Source organism: Acinetobacter lwoffii, from assembly GCF_049367455.1.
In the GTDB taxonomy this organism is placed as follows: Bacteria; Pseudomonadota; Gammaproteobacteria; order Pseudomonadales; family Moraxellaceae; genus Acinetobacter; species Acinetobacter lwoffii_W.
This window is the reverse complement of sequence record NZ_JBMPXW010000001.1, coordinates 776390-802013: the sequence shown is the minus strand read 5'-3', so window position 1 is coordinate 802013 and position 25624 is coordinate 776390. Positions and strand designations below refer to the sequence as shown.

Genomic DNA, 25624 nt, shown 5'->3' with positions numbered 1-25624 from the left:
GAAACAATTTTTTGCTCATGGCTATTTTAAGCGGATTTTGCAATGTTTGATACCTTAACAGAACGACTCACGCAGAGTTTAAGAAATGTTACTGGCTCAGGGCAGCTAACCGAAGACAATATTAAAGATACGTTACGTGAAGTGCGTATGGCGCTTCTTGAGGCCGATGTTGCGTTACCTGTAACTCGTGAATTCATCGCGAAAGTTAAGGAAGAAGCATTAGGCCAGGAAGTGATGACTCAGTTATCTCCTGGGCAGGCTTTTGTCAAAATCGTTCATGACGAATTGACCAAAATGATGGGCGAGGCCAATGAAAGCCTCGACCTCGCTGCAAAACCACCTGTGGTTGTCCTGCTGGCAGGCCTGCAGGGTGCAGGTAAAACAACAACTGCAGCGAAACTTGCACGCTTCTTACAAGAACGTCAAAAGAAAAAAGTCGCGATGGTCTCTGCCGATGTGTATCGTCCGGCTGCGATCAAACAGCTACAGACTGTCGCGGGTGAAGTCGGTGCGATTTTCCTGGAATCTAGCGCAGACGAAAAACCGATTACGATTGTGAATCGCGCGATTGAACAGGCAAAAATCCAGTTTGCCGATGTGCTGATTGTCGATACGGCAGGTCGTTTGCATATCGATGATGACATGATGGGTGAAATCAAAGAGCTGCATGCAGCGATTAACCCGACTGAAACCCTGTTCGTGGTCGATGCCATGACCGGTCAGGATGCGGCAAACACCGCCAAAGCATTTAATGATGCCTTGCCTTTAACTGGTGTGATCCTGACCAAAACTGATGGTGATGCGCGCGGTGGTGCAGCGCTTTCAGTACGCGCGATTACCGGCAAGCCAATCAAATTCTTGGGTATGGGTGAGAAACTCGATGCCTTGGAGCCATTCCATCCTGAGCGTGTTGCACAGCGTATTCTCGGTATGGGTGATGTACTTTCTTTGGTCGAAGAACTTGAACGCAAGGTCGACAAAGAAAAAGCCGAAAAAATGGCGAAAAAACTGCAAAAAGGCGGCAGCTTCAACTTTGAAGACATGCTGATGCAGTTTGAGCAGATGAACAAGATGGGCGGCATGATGGGCTTCCTGGACAAACTTCCTGGCATGAGCAATGCCGGTCTGCAAGATGCGTTGGCGCAAGCCAATCCTGAAAAGCAGGTCAAGAAAATGGAAGCGATTATCCAGTCGATGACTATCAAAGAGCGCCGTAACCCGGACTTGATGAACCCAAGCCGTAAAAAACGTATCGCAGCAGGTTGTGGTATGGAAGTGGCAGAAGTCAACAAGCTGATCAAGCAACATGCCCAAATGGCCAAGATGATGAAAAAATTTGCCAATCCATCCGGTATGGCAAAAATGATGAAGTCACTCGGCGGCTTGCAGAAACAGTTTGGCGGCGGCGGTGGTATGGGTCCATTGTTCGGCGGCAATGACAAGAAATAAGTTTTGTTTTAAAAAAAGGCGCAATATGCGCCTTTTTTTATTGCGAATAAATAGTCAAACCGGTTTAAACAAAACAACATTTACTTACCCAAAATAAAAATCCGATCAGGCAGACTCGGGAATATCAGCACAAAATAAAGAGAAATTTCAAATGAACCAAGTAATTGTCGTACATGGTTATACTGCAAGCCCGGAAGAAAACTGGTACCCATGGATTCAGGAAAAAGCCCAACAGGAAAACGTCAGTTTAAAAGTACTTCGGCTCGATCCATCGACCACACCGACACTGGACACCTGGGATCAGCAAATGCGTGAACAGATTGATGCAATTGACGAGGACAGTATCTTTATTGCACATAGCTTGGGAACTGTGGCCGCATTGCATTACTTATCCAGAGAATTAAAACAGCAGAAGATTCAGCAACTGGTACTGATCGCAGGATTTAATGGCCGGCTGGGTCGTCTGGATGAAGTGAACCCTTTTATTGATGCCGCTGAAATCGATTTCGATTTACTCAAACAACAGATCGCAGAACGTGTAGTGATCTATTCTGAAGGCGATGACCGGGTTGCACCAGAATTTAGTCTGGAACAGGCGGACAGTCTGGATGCGATTGTGGTGAATGCCAAGCACCACGGGCATTTTATTGATTCACAAGGCTGTACTGATCTGCCGGAGCTCTGGAAAGTAATCGAGCCGTATCTGATTAAATCTTAAATTTAGGCATGTTATTGTATTCGCTAAATTTTAAAATTTAACATGAGATGGCGTTCAAAAAGAGACTTGAATTCCATCTCCAGACTGGTTAAAACTTATTTTTTGTCGACGCAATTTGCGTTCAATGATAATAAGTAAATCACTATGAAAAATATAATAAAGAAAGTCTATATCGTGCCGGATTATCAGGCGACCTCCAATGATCACTGGTACCCTTGGTTCAGTCGCCAGCTTAAAAATGCCGGTTTTGAGTCTAAACGGATTATGCTGGCCAACCCTTTTCAGCCTGATTTAGAAGAGTGGCAGCAGAATCTGAAACTGCACATTCCGCAGATGGATGAACATACCTTTTTAGTTGCACATGGCCTGAGTTGCGTCAGTGTTTTAAACTTTTTACAGGAACATTATATTCAGCAGCAACACAAGATCGGCGGCATCATTCTGGTCTCGGCCTTTGATACACCGCTGGTGGCCTGGTCAGAACTGAATAAAATACTGCAGGCTGTGCGACTCGATCTGAAAAACTTGCCGTATAGCTATAAACGTGCGGTGATGCTGATCTCCAGTAATGATCCCTATGTGCCTGCACCGATTTCCTTGCGTTTAGCACATAGCTTGAATGCACAAATTTTTGAGATCAAAAAAGCCGGGCATTTCAACAAGTCCGATGGCTTCGCCGATTTTCCGCAATTGCTGGACATTATCAAACAGTGTCTGGCAAATGAGCTGCAAAATGCTGCAGGCCTTTAAGCAAAAGATCCGGTTCAATCCGGGGCTGATACTGAGCGAGATGCTGCGCAAATAGCGGGGCATCTCCACCGGTTAAAACCAACTGTGCTGGAAAATCATGTAGTACTTTCTCAATCGTGCTGAGCAGACCCAGTAGGATGCCATGATGAACAGCATCGATGGTGTTGCGTCCAGGATTGAGTTCAGAAAAAGCGGCATCCGGGATTTTAATGCCTTTGGTATTCTGAATCAGTGAATCACGTTGCAAGTACAGATTTGGCAGAATAAAACCACCCAAATGTTGTTGTCCTTGCGCCAGATCAATGGTCAGCGCCGTACCGCAACTAATCACACAATAATTTTCATGCGCTTGCGTCGCCACTGCAAGTACCTGTAACCAGCGGTCAATCCCCAGTTGCGAAGGTTCATCATAGCCACAGATCAGACCGGCATATTCTGCTTGTACCTGAGCAAAAATCACTGGAATATGTAGACCTTCTAAAATGCTGAGAATACGCTCATTATTGATTTTATCTTGGACAGAAGATAATCCCACCTGATGCAAGCCCAGCGCTTTGAAATGCTGGATCAGGCCAAGTAACAAATCAGCAGGAGACTGTAAATGTAATTCTGCTGCCTGTTCAATAATCTGATCATGCTCGGTAATCCAGTATTTAAGCCGGGTATTGCCGATATCCAACCATAATTTTTTCATTGCTGTATGCCTGTTCATCCACCATGTTTAAGGCGGAGCTGTCCCTGATAAAAGGTCTGGATTCCCTGATCGGTCAAAATCTTGACCGCACCATCGTCCTGAATCCCCAGAAAAGTGCCTGAATATTGCCCTTGCACGTCAGTAAATTCAACTGCTTGTTGCATAAATGCAGTGGATCGATTGAAACGCGCCGCCAGATTCTGACTGCCATAATTGAACCATTGTCCGGCTTGTTGAATCGCCAGATATAGCTGGGCAATTAGTTCGACTCTTGAGGTATGTGATAATCCCAACTCGCTCAGGGAGCTAACCTGCTGATCTGGAAGGTCAGTGGGCAGAGGATCGATATTTAAACCTACACCGACCACCACCTGTGTCGTTGAAATCGGCTCGACCAGAATGCCGCCCCATTTTCCGTAGAGGCTATACAGGTCATTCGGCCATTTCACCTGTAATTCCAGGCCTTTTAGACTGGGCATTTGCAGGATATTTAACGCAATTTCTAGCGCCAGACGACCATCGATGGGTTTTTGTGTATGCAGCAATGTGCTTAAATAGATGTTCCCTTCAGGTGAAATCCACTGACGTTGACGCTGTCCACGGCCTTGGGTCTGCACATGACTGCATACCAGAACCTGCTGTACCCCCTTCGTTGCCAATTCGCGCACATCATCATTGGTCGATGTAGTAATCGGTTTGATGAGTAATACTTCCGGGAGTTGGCCTGCATCGCTTAATCGTTGTTGCAGTTCACGAGTTTCTACATCCATTTGAATCTAAACGTGGTAAATATCGTTATGGAGTTAATCATATATTTATTGATTGGTGCAATTGCCGGATTCACCGCAGGCCTGTTTGGGGTCGGCGGTGGTTTGATTATTGTGCCGATCCTGTACATTGTTTTTACCCAGCTTCAGTACGATCCCAGCGTGATTATGCATATGGCGGTGGGTACTTCCTTGGCAACAATTATTGTGACTTCTATCAGTTCGGTGATGGCGCATCATCAGCGAGGGGCAGTGCTATGGCCCGTGTTTCGTAATCTGGCGCCAGGTCTGATCATTGGTTCTTTCCTGGGGGCGGGGATTGCCGATTATTTATCTGGTCAGGGTTTGCAATTCCTGATTGGCTTCTTTGCGGTCTGGGTGGCATTTAGAATGTTCAGGGGAGCGCATATTCAGATCGATCCGAATCAAAAAATGCCTTCAACCCCGGTACAAATTGCTGCGGGTGGTGGTATCGGTGTGGCATCGGCGATCTTTGGGATTGGTGGGGGAAGCTTGACCGTCCCATTTCTAAATCGCTGCGGAATCGTAATGCAAAAAGCAGTCGCGACCTCTGCGGCCTGTGGATTGCCGATTGCAGTCGCAGGTGCGTTGGGGTTTATCTGGTTTGGTAAACAGGCGCAGGTCACCGTGCCAAATACCATTGGCTATATTCATATTTATGCCTTTATTGGCATCAGCATGATGAGCTTTTTTACTGCCAAACTCGGTGCAAAAGTGGCACATCTGCTTTCACCGGCAGTATTAAAAAGATGTTTTGCCGCATTACTGACCACCGTTGGCCTGTACTTTATCGTTCAGGGTTTTATGGCCTGATTTAACGTTTTCGGTTGAGCTGATGTATCGTATAAGGAGAATAAGTGACTATTCTCCTTTTTTGTCGGTTTGAGTTGGCTGTACAGACACAAGATTGTCTGACAATGTCAAAGTATTCTTTGCTAAAAATCTGTCTAATAGTGTAATAGTCCGAGTGGAGGGCTAAACCAGTATCCATAAAAATAAAGACAGGAATGGTATGGCATTAGAAGAAGCGCACAGTTTGTCTGAACAGATTGCCAAGCACATTAGCGAACAGATTATTCGCGGTGAACTGGTCGAAGGCGAACGCATCCAAGAACTCAGGATTGCCTCCGAGCTGGACGTCAGTCGTGGCTCGGTCCGTGAAGCACTGCTGTTGCTGGAACGCACCCAACTGATCGAAATCTTCCCACGCCGCGGCGCTATTGTCTCGGAGATGTCGGCCTTGCAGGTTCGGGCCCTGTTTGACATGACGTTGTTATTGCTCGGGCAGATGGTTCATCGCATGGCAGAAACCTGGCGTAGCCATGAAGCCGAGCGCATTCAGCTATTATTAGAACAATTAGACGCAGAAACACGCCAAGGACACACAGAAAAGTTTTATGATCTGATCTTTCAGGGCATGGCCCAGCAGCATGAGATGGTCGGGAATCCCTATCTGATGCGCTACTATCAGGAACTGCTGCCTTCTTTACGTCGGAGCTATTTTTTGACCCTGAATATTTCCAGACGCGAGTTACAGGAATCTTTCGACTTATTTAAACTGGTCACTGAAGCAATTTTGATACGAAAAACCCATCAGGCCACTTTATTTATGGAAGATTTTTGTCGACACTTGCGCAACCTTGTGTTGGAATCTCTGACACGGATGAAACAAATTGAACTCGCGTGGGCCAGACGCTCACGACGTTAAATCAGGACATTATGCGTTTAAGCAGTTTAAAACTTTCAGGCTTTAAATCTTTTGCCGACAGTACCACTTTGCATTTTAAAGATAATCGTACTGCGGTCGTGGGACCGAATGGTTGTGGTAAATCCAACGTCATTGATGCCATACGCTGGGTCATGGGCGAGTCGAGTGCGCGGCAGTTACGTGGTGGCAGTATGCAGGACGTCATCTTTACCGGAACCGCCAAGCGTAAACCGGTGGGCATGGCCAGTGTAGAACTGCGTTTTGACAATACCTATGGCAAGCTGGGCGGTGCTTATAATGCCTATAATGAACTGGCGGTACGCCGTCAGGTCAACCGTGATGGCAAGTCCGAATATTTCCTGAATGGCAGCAAATGCCGTCGTCGTGATATTACCGATATTTTCTTGGGTACCGGTCTTGGTCCGCGTTCCTATGCGATTATCGAGCAAGGCATGATCAACCGTCTGGTCGATGCCAAACCCGATGAAATGCGGGTCTATATTGAAGAAGCTGCCGGAGTGTCGCGCTATCAGGCGCGTCGCCGTGAAACCATGCTGCATCTGGATCACACCACACAAAACCTGTCGCGTCTGGAAGATATCGCCTCCGAACTGAAATCCCAGCTAAAAACCCTGAAACGTCAGTCGGAAAGTGCGATTCAATATAAAGAACTGGAAGGACAGATCCGTACCATCAAGATCGAAATTCTGTCTTTTCAATGTGAGCAAAGCCAGCGTTTACAGGAAGAATATACCCTTGAGATGAATACGTTCGGGGAAAACTTTAAGCTGGTGCGTTCCGAACTGACCACTGTTGAACATGATTTGGGTAGCACCAGTGAACTGTTCCAGCGTCTGATTCAGCAATCCACTCCTTTGCAAAGTGAATGGCAACAGGCCGAGAAAAAACTGGCTGAACTGGAAATGACCCTGCAACAAAAGCAGTCTTTGCTAGAGCAGAATTCCAGCAGTCTGATCAAGCTGGAACAGCAAAAAGCCCAAACCAAAGAGCGTTTGCAGTTGATTGAACTGCAACTCGATACTTTACAGCAGCAATTTGAAGATCAGCAAGCGCAATTGCAGCAGCAAGATGGTCAGAATCAGGCGCAAAGCCAAAATCTGACTGAGCTCAAGTCACAGCATAGCACTGTGGCAGCGCAATTTACCCAGATCAAAACCCAGGTCGAACAGCAGCAACAGCGTAAATTACAAATGCTGGCTCAAAGCGAGCAACTGGCAAAGAATATTGAACGGATTGAACAACAGAAACAGACACTACAACAGCAAAGTGCACAGATTCAGCAACAGGCGCAGCAAGATGAGCTGGAGCAGTATCAGGCAGACAAAGCCCAAGTTGAACAGCAAATCGTTGGCTATGAAATTCAATTAACAGATTTAAGAACTCAATTCGAGCAGATTCAGGAAGAGCAGGCGAGTCGTCAACAACAGCTGATGCAGCTCAAATCTGAAATTCAGGTACTTCATTCAGAAAAGAAAAACCTGAGCCAATTACTGACCAAAGCCAACCCAAATGCCAAGAGTAATGCGATACAGTTAATGCATGTACTTAAGCTCAATGATGCAGGCAAGGTACATGCCAGCCTGATCGAAAAGTTTTTGGCTAAGTGGCTGTCTGCCCAGATTTTGACAGAGGGCGAGCACTTCCTTGAAGATTGTGCGCGTCAGTTAAAGCAACAGGCTGTTCAGAATAAAATTCAGATTGCCAATACGATGTGTCTGGCCGATTGGATTGAATCTCCACATTATTCACTGTGGCAGCAAGTTGGAGTCATAGATACATTAGCACAAGCATTACCGCTTCAAACTGAGTTATTACAAGGCCAGACATTACTGAGTTTGGATGGCTATCAGGTTGGGTCAGACTGGGTCATTGCGCTGGACTATGATGAAGCCAGTCAGGCCGGACAAGGCGCATTGAGTCATCGAATCCGTCTGGATGAGATTGAGCTTCAGTTATCAGTACTCAATGCCCAACTTACTCAGGCTGAAGAGCAACTACCTGAACTGAATACTCAAATCAAGACATTGCAGGCACAGCTTCAAAGTATCAGTGAGCAGCACAAGCATACCCAAAAGCAGCTGCAGCAACTCGATGTCAATATTGCCAAAGTACAAAGTAGCGCTCATGCTTTCGCCTTGCAAAAGCAGCAATTACAGCATCAGTTACAACAACTGAATGAGCAGCTTGAAGAAGATGCCATGCAGAAAGATGATCTGGAAATTGACCTGCATGCCTTGAATATCAAGCTGGAACAGGCGCTACCAAATTATAAAACCCTGCAATTCCAGCTTGAAGAATTGAGCGCTCAGTTGGATGACTCACAGCAGCTCAGTCAGCAAGCGCAGCAGGAACTGGAAGTGCTGCGCCGGCAAAATGTGCAAAGCCAGCAGCAGATCGAATTGCTGGAAAAAGATCAGGTATTCCTAAAAGAACAGTCTCAACAAATTACTGCACAAATCGAGCAGGCTAAAAAGTTTGTCGATCCGGTACAGCTGGAATTACCTGCTTTACAGAGCCAGTTCAATGAACAGGCGCAGATCACTGAAAAGCTGCAAAAGACTTGGGCCGACTGGCAGATTGAATTAAATCAGGTGCAGAGCAAACAGCAGCAGCTGACCGAACAACGTCACAGCTTCCAGCAGCAGGATGAAAAACTTCGCACTACACTGGAAGAAAAACGTCTGGCTTGGCAGGCAGCCAAATCTGATTTGCAGCATTATTCTGAACAACTGAAAGAATTGAATAGTGAAGTAATTTCCGGGCTGGATATTGATGTTAAAGCACATCAAGCCAAACTGGAAAAAGCTCAGGCCCAGTTTGATAAGCTCGGTGCAGTCAATCTGGCGGCTTCTGAAGAATATGAAGAAGTGTCAAAACGTTATGAGGAACTGAGTCACCAGATGCAGGATCTGGAAAATACGGTTGAACAGCTACAGGCCGCGATGAAGAGTATTGATCAGGAAACTCGTAAACTGTTTATGCACACGTTTGATCAGGTGAATGCTGAGCTGCAAAACCTGTTCCCGAAAGTGTTTGAAGGTGGTGAGGCGAGTTTAAGCCTTGAAGATGGCTGGCAGTCGGGGGTAAAACTGATGGCCCGACCACCGGGTAAACGAAACAGCTCATTGGCCTTACTCTCTGGTGGAGAAAAGGCCTTAACTGCATTAGCATTGGTATTCGCGATTTTTCGCTTAAATCCGGCACCATTTTGCGTATTGGATGAAGTCGATGCACCCCTGGATGATGCCAATGTGGGACGCTTTTGTAATTTAGTCAAAGAGCTTTCTGAACACGTGCAATTTATTTATATTACCCATAACAAACTTGCAATGATGATGGCGACTGATCTTTTAGGTGTAACCATGCCTGAACCGGGAACATCAAAATTAGTGACAGTTAATTTGGAACAGGCAAAAGAATACGGCCTAGCTGCGGAGGTATAATATGGAAATCACCACCATTATCGGGATTGTTATCGCAATTGTGATTATGCTGTTTGGTATAAGAATGCTGTTCAAAAAACCTGTGGAGGCTGTACCTTCACTGGATGCCAACCTGCATATCGACCCGGATAGCCAGACGCCTATCATTCCAAGGCATGTACGTTCTCAGTTGGCACAACAGGATGTCGAATCTGATCGTATCGAGCCAAGCCTGAGTATAGATGAACCGGCTCCTGAAAAGCCTTCAGTATTTCACAAGGCCGAATCAACTCCAGTGGAGCCGACAGCGGTCGAAACTCTTGCAGTTGTCCCGTCAACAGAAGCTGAAGTAGAGGCAAAGTCGGTAGTCACGGCAGTAGATATTCCGCAAGTAAAAGCAGAGCAGGAGAATAGCCAGACTGAAACCAAGGAAGAAACGCCTGAATTCAGCCTGAACAGCAACATCGAAAAAGCAGAAATTTCTGAATTTAATGATGAAAGCAGTATTCTGGATGCACATCTGCATGAGCAAAAAATAGTGGATGAAGAAAGTGCTTTGTCCAATGCTGAAACCATTATTTCTTTGCATATCTATCCGCAAGGTCGTGTACTTTCAGGTGATAAGACTTTGAAAGTTCTACTGAAATATGGCCTGCGTTATGGCGAACTGGCCTGTTTTCACCGCTATAGTGAAGATGGTTCAAAACTGCTGTTTTCGGTATTGCAAATGACTGATACTGGGATGGAAGGCTTTGATCTGGAAACCCTGTCGACTCAGGAAGTAAAAGGTCTGGCATTCTTCCTGGCTTTACCGCATAGCGATGTACAAAATGCGTTTGATACCATGGACAGTATTTCACGTTTGATTGCACGTGAAGTCGATGGTCTGGTCTATGACCAGAACCAGCAGGAATTTACTCCACAATTACGTGAATTCTGGCGCCATCAGGCGATTGATTATCGTGCTGGACAAGGCACGGAAGTTTAAGGCTGCTTTGTTCAATCTCCAAGTTGAATCTGTAGACTGCAATTTTTATAATAGCCAAAAGCTGAATATTCTACAGGGCGGATTTTCCGCCCTTTTTTATGGTGAAATTATGACCCAAGATGCCACTGTCATTGCGCAAATGCGTCAACTGATTCAACTGCTTGCCAAGCATAACCATGCTTATTATGTGATGGATCAACCGAGCATTGAAGACAGTGAATATGATCAGCTCTTTCATCAGCTTAGAGCCCTAGAACAACAATATCCTGATCTGATCCAGTCCGATAGCCCGACCGATAAAGTCGGTGGACAGGTGCTTTCAAAATTTGTGACCGTAACACACGCCGTGCCGATGCTGTCATTGGGTAATGTCTTTAATCAGGAAGATCTGCTGGCTTTTGCCCGCCGTATTGAAGAACGTTTGCCAAATCAAAAAATTGAATATGATGTGGAACTGAAATTTGATGGTCTGGCCATTTCACTCTGGTATGAGCATGGCGTACTGACGCGTGGGGTGACACGCGGCGATGGGGAAACCGGTGAAGACATCACCCAGAATGTCAGAACCATTCGCAACCTGCCGAAACTTTTATCTCCGGTGAATGGCATCATTCCCGATTTGTTGGAAGTCCGCGGCGAAGTGTTGATGCCGAAATCCGGTTTTGAAAAATTGAATGCTGCCAATGCCGCCAAAGGTGAAAAGACCTTTGCTAATCCGCGTAATGCTGCGGCAGGAAGTTTGCGTCAGCTGGACCCGAATATTGCTGCCTCGCGGCCATTGGCTTTTTATGCTTATGGGATTGCTCAGTGCGTGCCGCATCATGGACAAACCACTATGTCCGCCAGTCTGGAATGGTTACATCAGTTCGGTTTTGCGGTTGGCGAGCGTCACTTTATCTGTGACAGTATTCAGGACGTGCAAAAGGTCTATGAACAGATCATTGATGAGCGTGCCAGTCTCAGTGTCGAAATCGATGGCATGGTGATTAAGGTCAATGATCTGAAACAGCAGCAACAGCTTGGTTTCCTGAGTCGCGAGCCACGCTGGGCTACTGCCTATAAATTTCCGGCCGTTGCTGCACTGACTACGGTAGAAAATATTAATTGGCAAGTGGGTCGTACTGGAACATTGACGCCGGTTGCGCGTTTAAATCCGGTCGCTGTCGGCGGAGTAACTGTTTCCAATGTAACCCTGCACAATATTGGTGAAATTCACCGTCTGGATGTACGCATTGGTGATACGGTCAGTGTTTATCGTAGTGGCGATGTAATTCCTAAGGTGGAAAAAGTCTGGCCGGAATTTCGCCCGGTGGATGCAGTCCAAGTGCATTTACCTGAACAATGTCCAGTCTGTGATTCACCCGTGGTCATGCCGGAAGGCGAAGCCTTGGCACGGTGTTCCGGTGGGCTGTATTGTGCCGCACAGCGTATTGAGGCCATTCGTCACTTTGTCTCACGTAAAGCCATGGATATTGAAGGCTTGGGTGACCGTTGGGCAGAATCGTTGCTGCATCTGAATCTTCTGAAAGATGTCTCAGATATTTACCATCTGCATGAACATCGTGAGACTTTGCTAGGTATTGAAAAGATGGGGGCCAAATCGGTTCAGAATCTTTTAGATGCTATCGAAAACAGCAAGAAAACTACACTGGCTGCTTTTATCTATGCTCTCGGTATTCGTGGGGTGGGTGAAACCACGGCGCGGATGCTGGCCAATACTTTCCAGACGCTGGAGGCATTACGCAATGCTGATATTGAAGCATTAAAGAAAACACCGGATGTTGGTGATATTACCGCAGAGTGGATTGTTGATTTCTTCCAGGCACCGCATAACTTGGAAGTATTGGATCGCTTGTTGGCTGCTGGTATTCATTGGGATGCACCGATCGCACCGACTCGTCAGCCGTTAAACGGCGAAAGCTGGGTGGTCACCGGGACTTTAAGCAGTATGGGACGAGATGATGCAACCCAGTTATTGCAAGCCTTAGGTGCACGAGTCAGTGGCAGTGTATCCAGCAAAACCAAATGTGTGGTTGCGGGTGAAAAAGCTGGCTCAAAACTGGATAAAGCAGAAAAACTTGGTATTCCAGTGATCAATGAACAACAGTTTATTGGCTTGATGCAAGACTATGGTCAGCTTGAAGCCTAAATCTCTGCACATTTCATGAAAGAATAAGAGTTAAAAAAGCCACCTTCAGGTCATTGCTGTCCCACAATTTTTCACAAGAGGAAGCTCAAATGAGCTTCCTCTTGTTTTATGGGTATTTTATCGGGTGAAAATAAAGCTTTTAAAGTTCTTCTTTCAAACAAATTCACTTGAATTATTCTGAGTAAACGTTGAACTGTCCAACCTGTTTTTCCTAAATGTTGAGCGAAACTCACCAATAAATAGGCGATCATCGCAATCCAGATTTGTGTCTGAATTGCGTTCCTGCTGCGGCCTAGAAACGCCTTTAATTTGAGATTCTGCTTAATCGCCTTAAAGAACAGCTCAACTTTCCAGCGGTCTTTGTAAATCGCTGCAATGGTGGAGGCGGCTAAATGAAAGTTATTGCTGAGAAAGCTAAAGTGCTTGCCACTTTGCTGATCTCTATATTCAATTCTTCTTAACACTGGGGCTTTTCTTTTTAGGGCATGTGCGCTATTCAGCTGAATGGTTTCATCTTTTAGAATACCTTTGGATTCAAGCACTGGATGTTGCTGGATCACCTGATACACAGATTTAGGCCTAAAACGTGTGACAAATCCAATGTTTTGAGCAGTCAGATTTGCATACCATTGGTAATCGACATAGCCTTTATCAAAAACTACAATGCTGCCAGCAGGAAACTGGAATTTGCGGCCTTGTACCATGTCATTTTCTTTGCCATTTTCAACTGCAACAAACTCAGGAATATCATTGCTGTGATTCAATCCTATACTGAGTTTCATGCTGGCTTTTGAGTCGTGAACTTTGGCCCATTCACATAAGGAAAGCGACAGGTCAATATGACTGGCATCCAAGGAATACAAGGGATTCTTAAAGCGAAATTTATGAGCTACTTTTGAGTGTTCATAGTATTTAAGCAACTTGTAAAATAGCTGTTGATACAAGGCAGCAGGCTGCTGCTCATTGATTCGTGCCAGCGTGCTTCGGGGAATAGACTTTGCTCCGAGATGACTTAGCTTTTCCTGTTGGCACTCCAAATTGGATTGAATATCTCTCAGACTTTGCCTACAAGAGAATTGAGACATCAATATGGCAATAAACTGATCCCACCGGGAAGCCGCTCTAAATTTCTGTCCAACATGGTGTACTTTAGCAAGTTGTTCAAAATCCTGTCGCACAACAGGTTTAATTAGCTCATGAAATACGGTATTCTGATGTGACAAAACCTGAATCCTGGTCGTTAAAGTGTTTGTTTGCACTCATATTTTAACTGTTAGGACTCAGGTTTTTTTATTTAAAGCAAACTATGGGACAGCAGTGACCTTCAGGTGGCTTTTTGCATAAAAAGATTAAGGAATATATTTTTTCACAACACCATCATCGAGTAGCTGCTGGAAATGTTCAACCAGACTTTCTTTCACCGGACGATACTCAATGCCGAGCTCATTTTTACTTTTCTGGGCATTAAAGAAAATTGGATAACCCATATTCAGTTCTACAAATTTACGGCTAAAACCTGCTACAGGACCAAACAGCTTGAAGGCTGTTTTCGGCAGTTGATTGCGCGGGAACGGGAACTTATTGCCAAAATGTGCCCGTAGAATTTGGCCCATTTCCAGCAGACTTAAACTTTCACTACAAATGATATAACGGCCATGCGCTTCCGGATTAAACGCCGCACGGATATGTGCTTCAGCGACATCCTGAACATCGACCACGCCATTCCACATCGGCGGGACACCAAACAAGGTCATGCCATTGGCAAACTGTTGCAGAACTTCCACACTACCGGATTGGGTATTTGGCGTTAAGGATTGACCAAAAACCAGTGCCGGATTGATACAGACCAGATTCCAGCGATCCTGTGCTTCAGCCATTTCCCAGGCTTTGCGCTCTGCCATGACTTTGGAATAAGGATAGGGCTGATGCGTGGCCGAACTGGTGGTATTCCAATGTGATTCATCAAAACTGTTATTTTCAGTCTGTAGAATATCAATGGCATCGCCATAGGTGGATGCGATACTCGATGTGACGATCACGCGTTTCACTGATTCAGTCTGATTGACACTATTCAGTACATTTTCAGTGCCTAACACCGCAGGTTCAATAATATCTTTGACTGCATCTTTATAATTGGTGACCACAAAAGGCGAGGCCATATGAAAGACAATTTCACAACCTTGCATGGCATGATCAAAAGAGCCTGGGCTTAATAAATTGGCCTGAAATAACTTGAGAGTTCCCGGCGTGCTGTCGGCAATTTTTTCTAAATGGGCAAAGCTTTTACTTTTATTCAGGTCACGCACCGTGGCATGTACGGTATAGCCTTGCGTGAGTAATTTCTGGATGACCCAGCTGGCAATATAACCCGATGCACCGGTAACCAGAACAGGCGCTGTTGTTTGTGGATGTGTCATATCGGAACCGTTGTTGTTTTAAATTTGTGTGAATGATAAGCGAAATTTAAGCATGAAGTACGCCAATGCAGTGATGTTTATACAAAAAGAATGAATCTGTCTGGTCAAAATTAAGATTTACAAATTTTAACGCATGTGTTTATTCGCCAGTTTTAGGTTATTGCCAAGCGTAATGAAAGTGCAAAGTGTTGTTTTATAAATGGGATTTCATTAAGAACAAAGTGTAAATGCAAGTACTTCTCATTTTAATTATATAAAAATCAAATATTTAACCATGGTTAAGCTTTGCAAATTTAATTGCTTTTCGCCATAATAGCAAAATACAGGTAGGGAGTTATTCAAATGCGCGGAAATCCAGAAGTCGTAGATTATTTAAATATGTTGATCGGTGGCGAACTGGCTGCTCGTGACCAATACTTGATTCACTCTCGTATGTATGAAGATTGGGGATTGACCAAAATCTTTGAACGTATCGATCACGAAATGCAAGAAGAGTCCCAGCATGCGGATGCGATTATCCGTCGTGTTCTGTTCCTTGAAGGAACGCCAAACATGCAGCGCGATGACGTTGAGATTGGCGAGGATGTGGTGAGCTGCCTGAAAGCCGATCTAAAACTTGAATATCATGTGCGGGAAAAACTGGCGCAGGGCATCAAACTGTGCGAAGAGAAAGGTGACTATATCAGCCGTGATATGTTACGCCAGCAAATGTCGGATACCGAAGAAGACCATACTTACTGGTTAGAAAAACAATTGCGCTTAATCGAACTGATTGGTCTGCAAAATTATATTCAGTCACAGATGTAAAACCGGATGAATAAAAAACCCAGCACATGCTGGGTTTTTTATATCTTGAAAATACTTAGTTGTTATTACTCATAATGCCAATTTTTTTGACCTCCAGCCTTTGAGCTGCCGCCATGACCATAGCGATATGTTTATATTCAGTGGCACGATCCGCCTTGATTTTAATCTGATCCTGATCCGCTTTTTGCGCTACTGTCTTGAATAAGTTTTCCAGAGCTTGGGTATTTGCTACCGGCTGTTCATTCCAGAAAATCTTACCTTGTGCATCCAGACGTAATTCCACCAGCTCAGGCGGTTTTTCATCGGTTACAGGAGGCGTTCCATTCGGTAGATCGATATTAATCGAGTTATTCGGCAAAGGAATTGTGATAATAAACATAATCAGCAAGACCAGCATGACATCAATCAGTGGCGTCATGTTGACATCTAACATCACATCATCATCTTGATTTGAACCAACATTCATACCCATAAACTTAATCCCTCTTTGTGCTTAAGGTGTAGCGGGCGGAGTGGTGACAAAAGCAATTTTGCCGATACCGGCCTGTTGGGTGGTACTAATCACCTGATCAATTGCTTCATAAGGCGTTATCTGATCACCACGGATATGCACTTCAGGCTGAGGTCGCTTTTGAGCTTCTGCCTGTAATCGGCTCAGTAAAACCGTCTTATCCGGGATATAAGACTCATTCCAGAAAATATCGCCGGTTTTATTGACGGCCAGCTGAACATTTTCTGGCTTGGTTTCATACGGGACATTACGTTCTTCTGGCAGATCGACTGGTACGGTATGAATGGCAACCGGTACAGTAATCAGGAAGATAATGAGCAGAACCAGCATAATATCAACCAAAGGTGTGGTATTAATGGTTCCAATTACCTCATCATCGCTGTCGTTTGAATTGACCATCATTCCCATGGCTGATACCTCACTCTTACTTCACGTCACGATTAACAGGATTGTTGGTCGTAATTTCGCCGCTGAGTAATACTGCGTGTAAATCAGAACCAAAGGTACGTACTTCTTCCATGACCGCTTTATTACGGCGAGTCAACCAGTTGTAGCCGAGTACCGCAGGAACTGCGACTGCCAGACCGATCGCTGTCATGATCAGTGCTTCACCCACTGGACCTGCTACTTTATCAATCGAAGCCTGACCAGAAACACCAATCGCGGTAAGTGCGTGATAAATACCCCAAACCGTACCAAACAGGCCAACAAAGGGCGCAGTAGAACCGACTGTCGCAAGGAAGGCCAGGCCACCACTCAGATGGTTCTGGATTTTGTCGATTGCACGGGAAATCGAAATGGTGACCCAGGTATTGAAATCAATACGTTCAAGTAATGTGCCACCATGATTTTTGGTTGACTTGATACCTTTTTCCGCAATAAAACGGTAGACGCTGGCTTCATCCAGATTCTCGGTTGCATTATCTAGAGAAGATGATTCCCAGAATTGGTGTTCAGCTTCCTTGGCTTGCTTACGGATCTTACTTTGCTGTAAACATTTGCTGATCATGATGTACCAGGTACCGATCGACATGACCACCAGAATAAACAAAGTGATTTTAGAAACAATATCACCTTCTTTCCACATGGCTTCTAGGCCATAAGGATTGTATCCAGCTTTTTCATCGCTAGCTTCAGCAGGCAGTGGTGGCGGGGTCGGTGTAGCCGCTGTTGCAGGTGTTGTTACCACTGTTTCAGTGACAGCACTGGTATTGGGGGTAGCGGACTGTTCTGCAAAAACTGTTTGCAGAGGTAATAAAGTGCTCATGGCAATTACACCAGCAGCAGTCATATTTTTTAAAGGTTTGAATGATTTTTTCATCATGGATCTCCTGATTTTTCTTTATCTTTTGTATGTGTTAGTCAAGGACAAATTCATATGGAATGTCATACCAAGATTCTTGCGGTTCGCCATTTTTCATTGCCGGCTTGAAAGTACATAAGCTGAAGGCCTTGGATGCTGCACGATCCAGCGCACGACTACCGCTCGACTTTTTCACTTTGGCATCCTGGACCTTGCCGGTGGTATTTACATATACAGAGATCAAGACTTCACCTTGTTCTTCATTCATCAGTGCATCACGTGGATAGTCTGGGCGTTTACAACCTGCTTCACCTTGTGAAACACCACGAGTGACACCAGCGGGTGGAGGAGCTGGGGCTGGAGCGGCTGCGACTACTGGAGCCGGTGCTGCTACCGGACTTGGTGAAGGACTCGCTGCAACGGGAGTAGGTACTGCAACAGTTGTCGGTTGGGTTGGTGTTGGAAGTGTTTTCTGTACAGGAACGACTTTTTCAACCGGTTTCACCTCAGGCACTTGTGCTACTTTTTCCACGATTTTTGGTGGTTCAGGTGGTGTTTCTTTTGGTGGCTCAGGTTCAGGCGGTTTGATATCCTGAATGATCATCAGTTCTACCGGCTGTTCCGTTGGTTTAATAATGTCTTTTGCCATACCAGCCATGAGTACCAGGCCCACCAGGATATGCAAAAAAACAACGACCCCAATACCAGTCAGTTTTTTGGCGGAGTTTTTTTCTAAGTCTTCAAACTTTGTGCCCATCATGACTCCTAGAATTTAAGACAAACAGGAAATAGTGCACTGATGAGAAAATTGTTTTTGGTTACAGGCTGCATTATTTTTTGTTTGGCTGAAATTAAGTGGGGGAAACCGCAAACACTGCTTGGCAGCAGTGTTTGCAGGAGGATACTAATCAGAAATTGTATGTACCGCGAAGGTAGAAAGTACGGCCTGTATGGTCACCATGGCGAGGATCGTAACCAACTTGGAATAGCTCTCGAGTATCTGAAGCTGGAGGTGTTTCATCAAACATGTTTAAAATACCACCTGTTATTTCTAAGTTATTGAAGCCTTTATAAGTCGTTGCAAAGTTATAGAGCGTAGAGTCACCGACATGGCGTTCGCCGTAGTAGTCTAAATAGCCACCTTTGAACTGTTGCTCTAAAATCATAGACCAGTCTTTATATGACCAGTTAATATTTGCAACATGCTTCCAACGACTGATAGGAGCATAAACATATTGCCCCAGTAGGTTGTCCCACTCTCCGTTTTTCTCTAGTTGATATTCATGGTTCATTGTGTAGGTTCCATCAATACCAAAACCCCAACGGCCGGTAGAAGTTTGAGGTGTCAAATAATTCAGACTGACATCTATACCAGAAACTTTTTCACCACCAGCATTAATCCCGACTTCATTGATATATGCGATAGTTCCATCGGAATCACGGACAAAATTGTCAGCGTATTTGATTGGATCAGCAAAAATATCCAATTCAGTGATACCACTAATTAGGTTATCGATTTCAATATTGAAATAGTCCATTGTGAATACAAGATTCTTAATAGGCTCATATACGAAACCAGCAGTGAACGATGTTGACTCTTCAGCTTCTAGAGTCGGAGTTCCATTAGAGCGGCGTTTAAATTGTGTATTACACTCAGTATCATACACAGGAGAAACTGCTACACCATTCGGACAAAGTATAGGATCACTTTGTTGTGATGTATTTGTTTCAGCAGCTTGAGCATACATATCTGACATCGTTGGTGCTTTGAAACCTGTACTATAAGAAGTACGGAACATCAGTTCTTTTAGAGGCTCCCAACGCAGGGCAATTTTAGGATTGAATGTATCACCTACATCATCATAGTTGTCATAACGTGCTGCAAGTTGAGCTTCTAAGCTTGACAAAATTGGAATGTGTACTTCGGAGAATATAGCTGTAATTGAGCGGTCCCCAGAACTAGGAGGGGAGCCAGCGGATGTACCTGTACTTGGTACCATTGCTGCAAGTTCATTATTTACAGTGCTTCCCCAGTCTTGAGTGGTATAGCTTGCACCAAGTGCAAATCCGACATCACCTGCCGGTAAGGCATAAATTGGGCGGCTGATAGTAAAGTCTACAGTGGTAGATTCCAGTGTTGCAGTCTGCGTATCACCTGTTACTGAGAATGATTCCCATGGTGTGTCTCCTACTGCCGAAGGGCCAAAGGGGTTGACTAAGCCTGCATTTAGTGCATCTTGTAAATTTTCCTTATGAAGATACCCGCTCAGAAGGCTATCAGTTGCTTTACTTTTTGCATAAGCAATACCAGCATTTACATCCCAGCCAAGGGCTTCACCTTCGATACCTGTGAAGATACGATGAGCATCTTCTGTTTGTTGACCTATACGGTTACCTGCCTGAGAGCGGAGTTGGAGTGTTAAAGGTTGTCCTGTTACACCATCTACTGAAGGTGTAATTCCTGATCCTGGATAATATTTACTAGTAGGATCGAGAGAAACTGTACCTCCAGGTCCAATATAAACATCTGGTGCTACTGAAGTAATGACTTCTGAACGTGTAAAGACATATTCGCCAACCGCATTTAAGTTGTCATTTAATCTTAATTTACCTTTGATTAAGGTAGAGAGATTTTCAGTTTCTGGTGCAATTCGAATTAAAGCCTGAGTATTTAGGCGGCAAATTGTTCCAACTGGGTAAGTATTAGGGACATTACCACAATCACTAATATATGGGTTTGCTGAACCAGTAGGAAGTCCTACAATATTGGCTGGAAATGGCCCACCTGAGCCATTTGCTTCACTAAAACCTAATTCGGGGATAATAGTACCACGTCGGCTAAATGAACGATCTTTGGCATGGATAGATTCAGATTTTCTGTAATCAATCACCCCCATGATATTGAAGCCTTGCTCGTTTAAGTCACCATAACCACCAAAGATGGATGCTTGTTTTTCTTCACCACCTGCATGTTCTGTTTCATGGATAGTGCCTGAAACAGATAATCCTTCATATTCATCTTTAGTGATAAAGTTAATTACACCTGCAATTGCATCTGCACCATATACTGCTGAGGCGCCATCACGTAAAACTTCGATACGTTCAATCATGCCCATTGGGATAATATTTAAATTTGTAGAGGATGCACTGTACGGGCTATAAGCAAGTCTACGACCATTCAATAACACTAAAGTTTTGTCAGATCCCAAACCACGGAGGCTTGCTGTCGAGCCTGAAGTTGCACCCATACCGACATTACGTGCTGTGTTAAAGTCACTTTGGTTTGCACTAACTTTTGATAAGGCCTCTTCTACCGTAGTAACACCTTGTTTAGCGAGGTCTTCACCTTTAATGATAGTGATTGGCGATGCACTTTGTGCGGCTACACCTTTAATAGACGAACCCGTCACTGTCACTTTCTGAACCTTGGTAGGTTGGGCAGCGGAGTTTTCTGGTTCATCTGCTGCATGTGCCAAAGACAGACACATCATACTTAAGGTAAGCGTACTTAACTTGAGTATTGTCTTACCAACTGTTGGAGCCCCCATAGATCTGACCAATTTGTTTTTTTTCATCGTAATTTTCACCCTTTTGTTATGTGAAGTAGTGCTGGGAGGACTTAAGCAAAGCGAATGCCAACTTATAAATTATTAACTTTAAAAAACATTAAGTAATTGAAAGAATTATATTTAATTTGGTTTTTTTAGAGATTTACTAAATTCTGATGAAGAAATATTAAGAGAGTAGGGTTTAAAATCTGAAGAAAGTCTCTATAGGAAACCATGAGAAAGTAAAAAATAAATATTTAATGAATAAGAATGGAATCTAAAACTGAAAGGGAAATTGAATAAAGTTCAATCATGGTGCATGATTTTTACATAAAATATACAATAATTTAATAAGATAATAATTATATATTTCATTTGCTTATGTATGTATTTTCTTGGGTTGAAGTAGTGGGAGGATGCAATAATATGAAACAGGTCTGGTTTATTTTTGTGCAGACTAGGCTTGGAGCTAGATTTTAAGAATAAATATTAAATTAATGATTCATGGAAAATATTATGTTATTGATAATGTTTTAAATGATTAATAAAAATAAGCTTTTTTGAGTTAATAACAGGAAAAAATCGTTATTTTTCGAGGATGGCATGAAATTCGCTTTGTTCATTTTATTCCATCTGTCCAGCTTTGACCCATCCATTGAAGCAAATATGGGATGATGTGTTAAAGACTTCCTATAGCAATAAAACTTCAAGATCAAGAATAGGTACAAATTTGAAATCAGCACTTTTCAGCATGACAATTTTGGCCTTGGCCATGACTACGGGGCAAGCCTCTTGGGCAAAATCATCTGCACATCCGGATAAAGTTTTAAACCTAGCTTTCGAAGCACCTGATGACGGTTTTGATATGGTCAAAACCTATAATTTCTACAGTGGCAGCATTGCCGAAGCTATTTTTGAACCTTTATTGCGTTATGATTATCTGGCGCGGCCTGCAATCTTGGCTCCAAATACAGCCGAATCTTTACCCAAGGTTGAGCAGGATGGAAAAGTTTATACCTTTAAAATCAAGCCAGGAATTTATTTTAGTCCTGATCCTGTATTTCAGGGCAAGAAGCGTGAACTGGTGGCGCGTGATTATATCTACTCCATGCAAAGGATCATGGATCCCAAAAATCATTCTCCTTCTTTTTCTTTTATCGAGGGAAAAATCCTTGGGGCAGATCAGGTCATCCAGCAGGCTAAAAAAACTGGCAAGTTCAACTACGATGCACCTATTCCCGGTTTAAAAGCGCTAGATAAATATACTTTACAAATTACCCTGACCCGTTCCGATCTGAATTTTCCCTATATTCTGGCCTATGTGGCTTTTAGTGGCACAGCCCGTGAAGTAATCGAGCATTATGGTCATCGGGCAGGTCAGCATCCGGTTGGAACAGGGGCGTATCAGTTACACAAATATGTGCCGCGTAGCCGTATTGAACTGACCGCCAACCCGAATTATCGTGGTTTTGTCTGGAACTTTAAGGGCGATGGTTCCGAATGGGATCAACGTATTGTCAAAGCCATGCAAGGCAAGCAGATGCCGCAAATTGGCAAGGTCAAAATCAGTATTATTGAAGAGGAGCAGTCGCGCTGGCTGGCTTTAAAGTCTGGACAACTGGACTATGACAAACTCACTGCGAGTGGCGCCGAACAGGCACTGGAAAATAAGCAGCTGAAAAGTGAATACAAGAAAAAAGGCATCCTGCACTATCCAAATAAAGAACCGGAAATTACCTACACTATCATGAATATGCGTGATCCGGTGATTGGTGGGAATTCACTGGAAAAAATTGCCTTACGTCGTGCTCTCGCCTTGTCCTATAACCAGAAAGAAGCTATCCAGCAGTTGTACAAAGGTCATGCCGATAAAGCTGAAATGATTTTGCCAGAGGGAGTGGGTGGACATGACCCGACGTATAAAAGCAGTATTGCTTATAACCCATTACTGGCCAATAAACTGCTTGACCGCTTTGGCTATAAGAAAGGCGCTGATGGTTACCGAACCTTGCCTGATGGCAAACCTTTGACACTAAAAATGAATTCAACCAGCTCAAGCTCTTCGGTGATTTCTGCAGAGTTATGGAAAAAGAATCTGGATGCGATCGGGGTGCGAATTGAGTTCAAGGTCAGTAATTTTGCTGACAATTTAAAAGAAGCCACCCAATGCAAACATATGATGTGGGGGGGAGCCTGGATTGCGGACTATCCGGAAGGGGAAAACTTTGCCCAGTTACTGTATGGGCCAAATGCGCAGCAAGGCAACCTGAGTTGCTATACCTCAAAAGCCTATGACGCATTGTACCAGACCGCGATGAAACTGCCGCCGCAGCAGCGGACGCCATATTATGAGCAGATGAACCGTCAGATGGAGGCCGATAATCCATGGATTCTGCACAATACCCGTATACGCAACTGGTTGATTCATCCGCATGTACAGGGCTTTAAAGCCCATCCGGTGACCAGAGCAGTTTGGCAATATATGGATATTGAACCTGTTAAAAAATAACTTGAGAAGATTAAGAACCATATGAATGTGAATACAAATGCTTTAAAAAAACTGGCTCGTGGGGTGTTAGTGGCTGGTTTGATGATGGCAGGGGTTGCGTCCACATGGGCTGCCAATCCTGCCAACCCGAATAAAGTTTTAAAAACAGTATTTCCGGCGGCTGAAACCGGTTTTGATCCGGGTTATATCCATGACCGTTATTCAGCCAAGATTAATGCCGCGATTTTTGAGACCTTATTTACCTATGACTATCTGGCCTCGCCGGCAAAATTAGTGCCATTAACTGCAGTCAGTCTGCCTCAAGTCAGTGCGGATGGCCTGACTTATACCATCAAAATCAAAAAGGACATTTACTTTGCCGATGATCCTGTTTTCGGCGGTAAAAAACGTGAACTGACTTCGTATGACTATGCCTATAGCTTGAAACGTCTACTGGACCCAAAGCTGCATTCACCGAACAGCTGGTTGCTGGATGGCCGAATTAAGGGGCTGGACGCATGGATGGCCCTAACCAAAAAAAATGGCAAAGCCTATGAAAATCCGTTTGAAGGTATTCAGACCCCAGACCGCTATACCTTGATATTAAAGCTGAATAATCCGGATCAGAACTTTCCGATGTTGCTGGCACATGGGCCTGCCGCTGCAGTAGCTCGTGAAGTGATTGAAAAATATAAAGACAAAGCGGGTTGGGTCATGAATAGGCCAGTGGGAACTGGTCCTTATGTGCTCAGTCGCTGGACACCAGGCTCACGGATTATCTTAAAACCAAATCCAGCTTATCGTGGTTTTGTCTGGGACTTTAAAGCCAGTGGTGCAGAAGATCAGGCTATTGTAAAAGCCATGCAGGGCAAAAAAATGCCTCAAATCGGCACTATTGATGTGCGTGTTATTGAAGAAGCGCAATCCCGGATGCTGGCATTTAAGAAAAATGAACTGGACCTGCTCGAAATTGAGGGCGATATCGTCGTACAGGCCCTCGATGGTGACAAATTAAAGCCTGAGCTGGCTCAGCAGGGAGTGAAGCTGTCACGTATTTTAGAGCCCTCCATTAGCTACCATTACTGGAATATGCAAAACCCGGTCGTGGGTGGTTTCGCGCCAGAAAAAATTGCCTTACGTCGTGCCATGGCGATGGCATTTTCTGTAGAAAACATGATCAATGTATTACTTAAGGGGGATGGAGCAAAACTGCACATGCCTATCCCCCCAGGAGTAGCAGGCTATTCACCGTCCTATAAAAGCAGTATTCCCTATTCAGTCAAAGCAGCCAACATGTTGCTCGACCGCTATAACTACAAGATCGGTGCAGATGGCTGGCGGAAAACGCCTGAAGGTAAACCTCTGGTGATTGAACTGATTACTGGGAATACCAGTCGGGGCCAGCAACAGGGTGAGTTCTGGAAAAAGACCCTGGACAGTATTCATATTCGATTGACCAGTAAGGCCATGCCATTTGCTGAAGGCATCAAGCTGGAAAAGCAATGTAAAACCATGTTCAAGAGTTCTGCATGGATTGCCGATTATCCGGATGCCGACAATTTTATGCAGCTGTTCTATGGCAAGAATGTCAATGTCACCAACAATGCCTGTTTCAAGCATCCTGAATTTGACCGTCTTTACGAGCAAACCCAGAGCATGCCGCCAGGTCCGGAGCGTGATCTGCTCTATCGCAAAATGACCAGGATTCTCGAAGTCAACATGCCGACCCTGATGCTCTATAGCACCTACCGTAATGCCTTGACCCAACCCCAAATTATTGGACATAAGTCCCATCCGATTCTGTCTTCAGAATGGATGTATATCGATATTAATACGAAAAAGTAAGAAAAAATCTGGAGATGA

General features: G+C 44.4%; 20 protein-coding genes. 11 read left to right on the top strand and 9 right to left on the bottom strand.

The window, feature by feature from the left end; genetic code table 11:
- Positions 1-42 precede the first annotated feature (42 nt).
- The 3 genes from ffh to ACO1B7_RS03895 all read left to right on the top strand — a co-directional run bounded on the left by ffh (position 43) and on the right by ACO1B7_RS03895 (position 2917).
- Positions 43-1449, top strand: a complete 1407-nt coding sequence (ffh, locus tag ACO1B7_RS03905) for a signal recognition particle protein (protein ID WP_004279196.1) — start codon at positions 43-45, stop codon at positions 1447-1449.
- 151 nt (positions 1450-1600) lie between these two features.
- Positions 1601-2167, top strand: a complete 567-nt coding sequence (locus tag ACO1B7_RS03900; RefSeq protein ID WP_155861763.1) for an RBBP9/YdeN family alpha/beta hydrolase — start codon at positions 1601-1603, stop codon at positions 2165-2167.
- A gap of 144 nt (positions 2168-2311) precedes the next feature.
- Positions 2312-2917, top strand: a complete 606-nt coding sequence (locus tag ACO1B7_RS03895; protein WP_005104858.1) for an RBBP9/YdeN family alpha/beta hydrolase — start codon at positions 2312-2314, stop codon at positions 2915-2917.
- Here the strand turns inward: ACO1B7_RS03895 and ACO1B7_RS03890 are convergent.
- Both ACO1B7_RS03890 and ACO1B7_RS03885 read right to left on the bottom strand, forming a co-directional pair.
- Entirely contained in the window at positions 2871-3611 is a 741-nt protein-coding gene (locus ACO1B7_RS03890) for a type III pantothenate kinase (protein WP_114541388.1), read from the bottom strand. The genes ACO1B7_RS03895 and ACO1B7_RS03890 overlap by 47 nt on opposite strands.
- Before the next feature lie 14 nt (positions 3612-3625).
- Positions 3626-4381, bottom strand: a complete 756-nt coding sequence (locus tag ACO1B7_RS03885; RefSeq protein WP_155861764.1) for a biotin--[acetyl-CoA-carboxylase] ligase — start codon at positions 4379-4381, stop codon at positions 3626-3628.
- A 27-nt stretch (positions 4382-4408) separates the two neighbouring features.
- On the opposite strand from ACO1B7_RS03885, the gene ACO1B7_RS03880 reads away from it, so the two are divergent.
- From ACO1B7_RS03880 to ligA, 5 genes are all read left to right on the top strand, one after another.
- Positions 4409-5212, top strand: coding sequence for a sulfite exporter TauE/SafE family protein (locus ACO1B7_RS03880; protein ID WP_155861765.1), 804 nt, complete (start codon positions 4409-4411; stop codon positions 5210-5212).
- A 199-nt stretch (positions 5213-5411) separates the two neighbouring features.
- A complete protein-coding gene (locus ACO1B7_RS03875; RefSeq protein ID WP_155861766.1) occupies positions 5412-6107 on the top strand; it encodes a GntR family transcriptional regulator in 696 nt (231 codons plus the stop codon).
- Between the two features lie 11 nt (positions 6108-6118).
- The gene (gene smc, locus ACO1B7_RS03870) at positions 6119-9571 is read left to right on the top strand and encodes a chromosome segregation protein SMC (RefSeq protein WP_155861896.1); all 3453 of its coding nucleotides are present in this window, start codon (positions 6119-6121) and stop codon (positions 9569-9571) included.
- Position 9572: 1 nt separating this feature from the next.
- Entirely contained in the window at positions 9573-10538 is a 966-nt protein-coding gene (locus ACO1B7_RS03865; RefSeq protein WP_155861767.1) for a cell division protein ZipA C-terminal FtsZ-binding domain-containing protein, read from the top strand.
- A 109-nt stretch (positions 10539-10647) separates the two neighbouring features.
- Positions 10648-12687 carry an NAD-dependent DNA ligase LigA gene (gene ligA / locus ACO1B7_RS03860; RefSeq protein WP_155861768.1) on the top strand — a complete coding sequence of 680 codons (2040 nt, stop codon included), beginning with the start codon at positions 10648-10650 and terminating at the stop codon, positions 12685-12687.
- Between the two features lie 71 nt (positions 12688-12758).
- Here the strand turns inward: ligA and ACO1B7_RS03855 are convergent, their stop codons facing one another.
- Both ACO1B7_RS03855 and ACO1B7_RS03850 read right to left on the bottom strand, forming a co-directional pair.
- Positions 12759-13910, bottom strand: a complete 1152-nt coding sequence (locus ACO1B7_RS03855; RefSeq protein ID WP_058951619.1) for an IS4-like element ISAbe18 family transposase — start codon at positions 13908-13910, stop codon at positions 12759-12761.
- 126 nt (positions 13911-14036) lie between these two features.
- Entirely contained in the window at positions 14037-15104 is a 1068-nt protein-coding gene (locus tag ACO1B7_RS03850; protein ID WP_423089828.1) for an SDR family oxidoreductase, read from the bottom strand.
- A 342-nt stretch (positions 15105-15446) separates the two neighbouring features.
- On the opposite strand from ACO1B7_RS03850, the gene ftn reads away from it, so the two are divergent.
- Complete coding sequence (gene ftn, locus ACO1B7_RS03845) at positions 15447-15911, top strand: heteropolymeric bacterioferritin subunit Ftn (RefSeq protein WP_004279207.1); 465 nt, start codon at positions 15447-15449, stop codon at positions 15909-15911.
- A gap of 55 nt (positions 15912-15966) precedes the next feature.
- Here ftn and ACO1B7_RS03840 read toward each other — a convergent pair whose 3' ends face one another.
- The 5 genes from ACO1B7_RS03840 to ACO1B7_RS03820 form a co-directional block, all read right to left on the bottom strand.
- Complete coding sequence (locus tag ACO1B7_RS03840) at positions 15967-16383, bottom strand: ExbD/TolR family protein (RefSeq protein ID WP_004279208.1); 417 nt, start codon at positions 16381-16383, stop codon at positions 15967-15969.
- 21 nt (positions 16384-16404) lie between these two features.
- On the bottom strand, positions 16405-16830 hold the full coding sequence (locus ACO1B7_RS03835) for an ExbD/TolR family protein (RefSeq protein ID WP_004730650.1): 426 nt from the start codon (positions 16828-16830) through the stop codon (positions 16405-16407).
- Between the two features lie 16 nt (positions 16831-16846).
- On the bottom strand, positions 16847-17746 hold the full coding sequence (locus ACO1B7_RS03830; RefSeq protein WP_423089827.1) for a MotA/TolQ/ExbB proton channel family protein: 900 nt from the start codon (positions 17744-17746) through the stop codon (positions 16847-16849).
- A gap of 34 nt (positions 17747-17780) precedes the next feature.
- Entirely contained in the window at positions 17781-18482 is a 702-nt protein-coding gene (locus ACO1B7_RS03825) for an energy transducer TonB (protein WP_004646084.1), read from the bottom strand.
- A 151-nt stretch (positions 18483-18633) separates the two neighbouring features.
- A complete protein-coding gene (locus ACO1B7_RS03820; RefSeq protein WP_423089826.1) occupies positions 18634-21300 on the bottom strand; it encodes a TonB-dependent receptor in 2667 nt (888 codons plus the stop codon).
- 724 nt (positions 21301-22024) lie between these two features.
- On the opposite strand from ACO1B7_RS03820, the gene ACO1B7_RS03815 reads away from it, so the two are divergent.
- Positions 22025-23782 (top strand): ABC transporter substrate-binding protein, encoded by a 1758-nt coding sequence (locus ACO1B7_RS03815; RefSeq protein WP_423089825.1) that lies wholly within the window; start codon positions 22025-22027, stop codon positions 23780-23782.
- A gap of 21 nt (positions 23783-23803) precedes the next feature.
- Positions 23804-25606 carry an ABC transporter substrate-binding protein gene (locus tag ACO1B7_RS03810; protein WP_004730635.1) on the top strand — a complete coding sequence of 601 codons (1803 nt, stop codon included), beginning with the start codon at positions 23804-23806 and terminating at the stop codon, positions 25604-25606.
- Positions 25607-25624: the final 18 nt, after the last annotated feature.

Bases quoted from the DNA above. Each gene is read 5' to 3' on its own strand.
- ACO1B7_RS03830 (WP_423089827.1), bottom strand. From the start codon at position 17,746: ATGATGAAAAAATCATTCAAACCTTTAAAAAATATGACTGCTGCTGGT.
- ACO1B7_RS03865 (WP_155861767.1), top strand. From the start codon at position 9,573: ATGGAAATCACCACCATTATCGGGATTGTTATCGCAATTGTGATTATG.
- ffh (WP_004279196.1), top strand. From the start codon at position 43: ATGTTTGATACCTTAACAGAACGACTCACGCAGAGTTTAAGAAATGTT.
- ACO1B7_RS03895 (WP_005104858.1), top strand. From the start codon at position 2,312: ATGAAAAATATAATAAAGAAAGTCTATATCGTGCCGGATTATCAGGCG.
- ACO1B7_RS03850 (WP_423089828.1), bottom strand. From the start codon at position 15,104: ATGACACATCCACAAACAACAGCGCCTGTTCTGGTTACCGGTGCATCG.
- ACO1B7_RS03890 (WP_114541388.1), bottom strand. From the start codon at position 3,611: ATGAAAAAATTATGGTTGGATATCGGCAATACCCGGCTTAAATACTGG.
- ligA (WP_155861768.1), top strand. From the start codon at position 10,648: ATGACCCAAGATGCCACTGTCATTGCGCAAATGCGTCAACTGATTCAA.
- ACO1B7_RS03880 (WP_155861765.1), top strand. From the start codon at position 4,409: ATGGAGTTAATCATATATTTATTGATTGGTGCAATTGCCGGATTCACC.
- ACO1B7_RS03840 (WP_004279208.1), bottom strand. From the start codon at position 16,383: ATGGGTATGAATGTTGGTTCAAATCAAGATGATGATGTGATGTTAGAT.
- ACO1B7_RS03820 (WP_423089826.1), bottom strand. From the start codon at position 21,300: ATGAAAAAAAACAAATTGGTCAGATCTATGGGGGCTCCAACAGTTGGT.
- ACO1B7_RS03885 (WP_155861764.1), bottom strand. From the start codon at position 4,381: ATGGATGTAGAAACTCGTGAACTGCAACAACGATTAAGCGATGCAGGC.
- ACO1B7_RS03825 (WP_004646084.1), bottom strand. From the start codon at position 18,482: ATGGGCACAAAGTTTGAAGACTTAGAAAAAAACTCCGCCAAAAAACTG.
- ACO1B7_RS03815 (WP_423089825.1), top strand. From the start codon at position 22,025: ATGACAATTTTGGCCTTGGCCATGACTACGGGGCAAGCCTCTTGGGCA.
- ACO1B7_RS03810 (WP_004730635.1), top strand. From the start codon at position 23,804: ATGAATGTGAATACAAATGCTTTAAAAAAACTGGCTCGTGGGGTGTTA.
- smc (WP_155861896.1), top strand. From the start codon at position 6,119: ATGCGTTTAAGCAGTTTAAAACTTTCAGGCTTTAAATCTTTTGCCGAC.
- ACO1B7_RS03875 (WP_155861766.1), top strand. From the start codon at position 5,412: ATGGCATTAGAAGAAGCGCACAGTTTGTCTGAACAGATTGCCAAGCAC.
- ftn (WP_004279207.1), top strand. From the start codon at position 15,447: ATGCGCGGAAATCCAGAAGTCGTAGATTATTTAAATATGTTGATCGGT.
- ACO1B7_RS03900 (WP_155861763.1), top strand. From the start codon at position 1,601: ATGAACCAAGTAATTGTCGTACATGGTTATACTGCAAGCCCGGAAGAA.
- ACO1B7_RS03835 (WP_004730650.1), bottom strand. From the start codon at position 16,830: ATGGGAATGATGGTCAATTCAAACGACAGCGATGATGAGGTAATTGGA.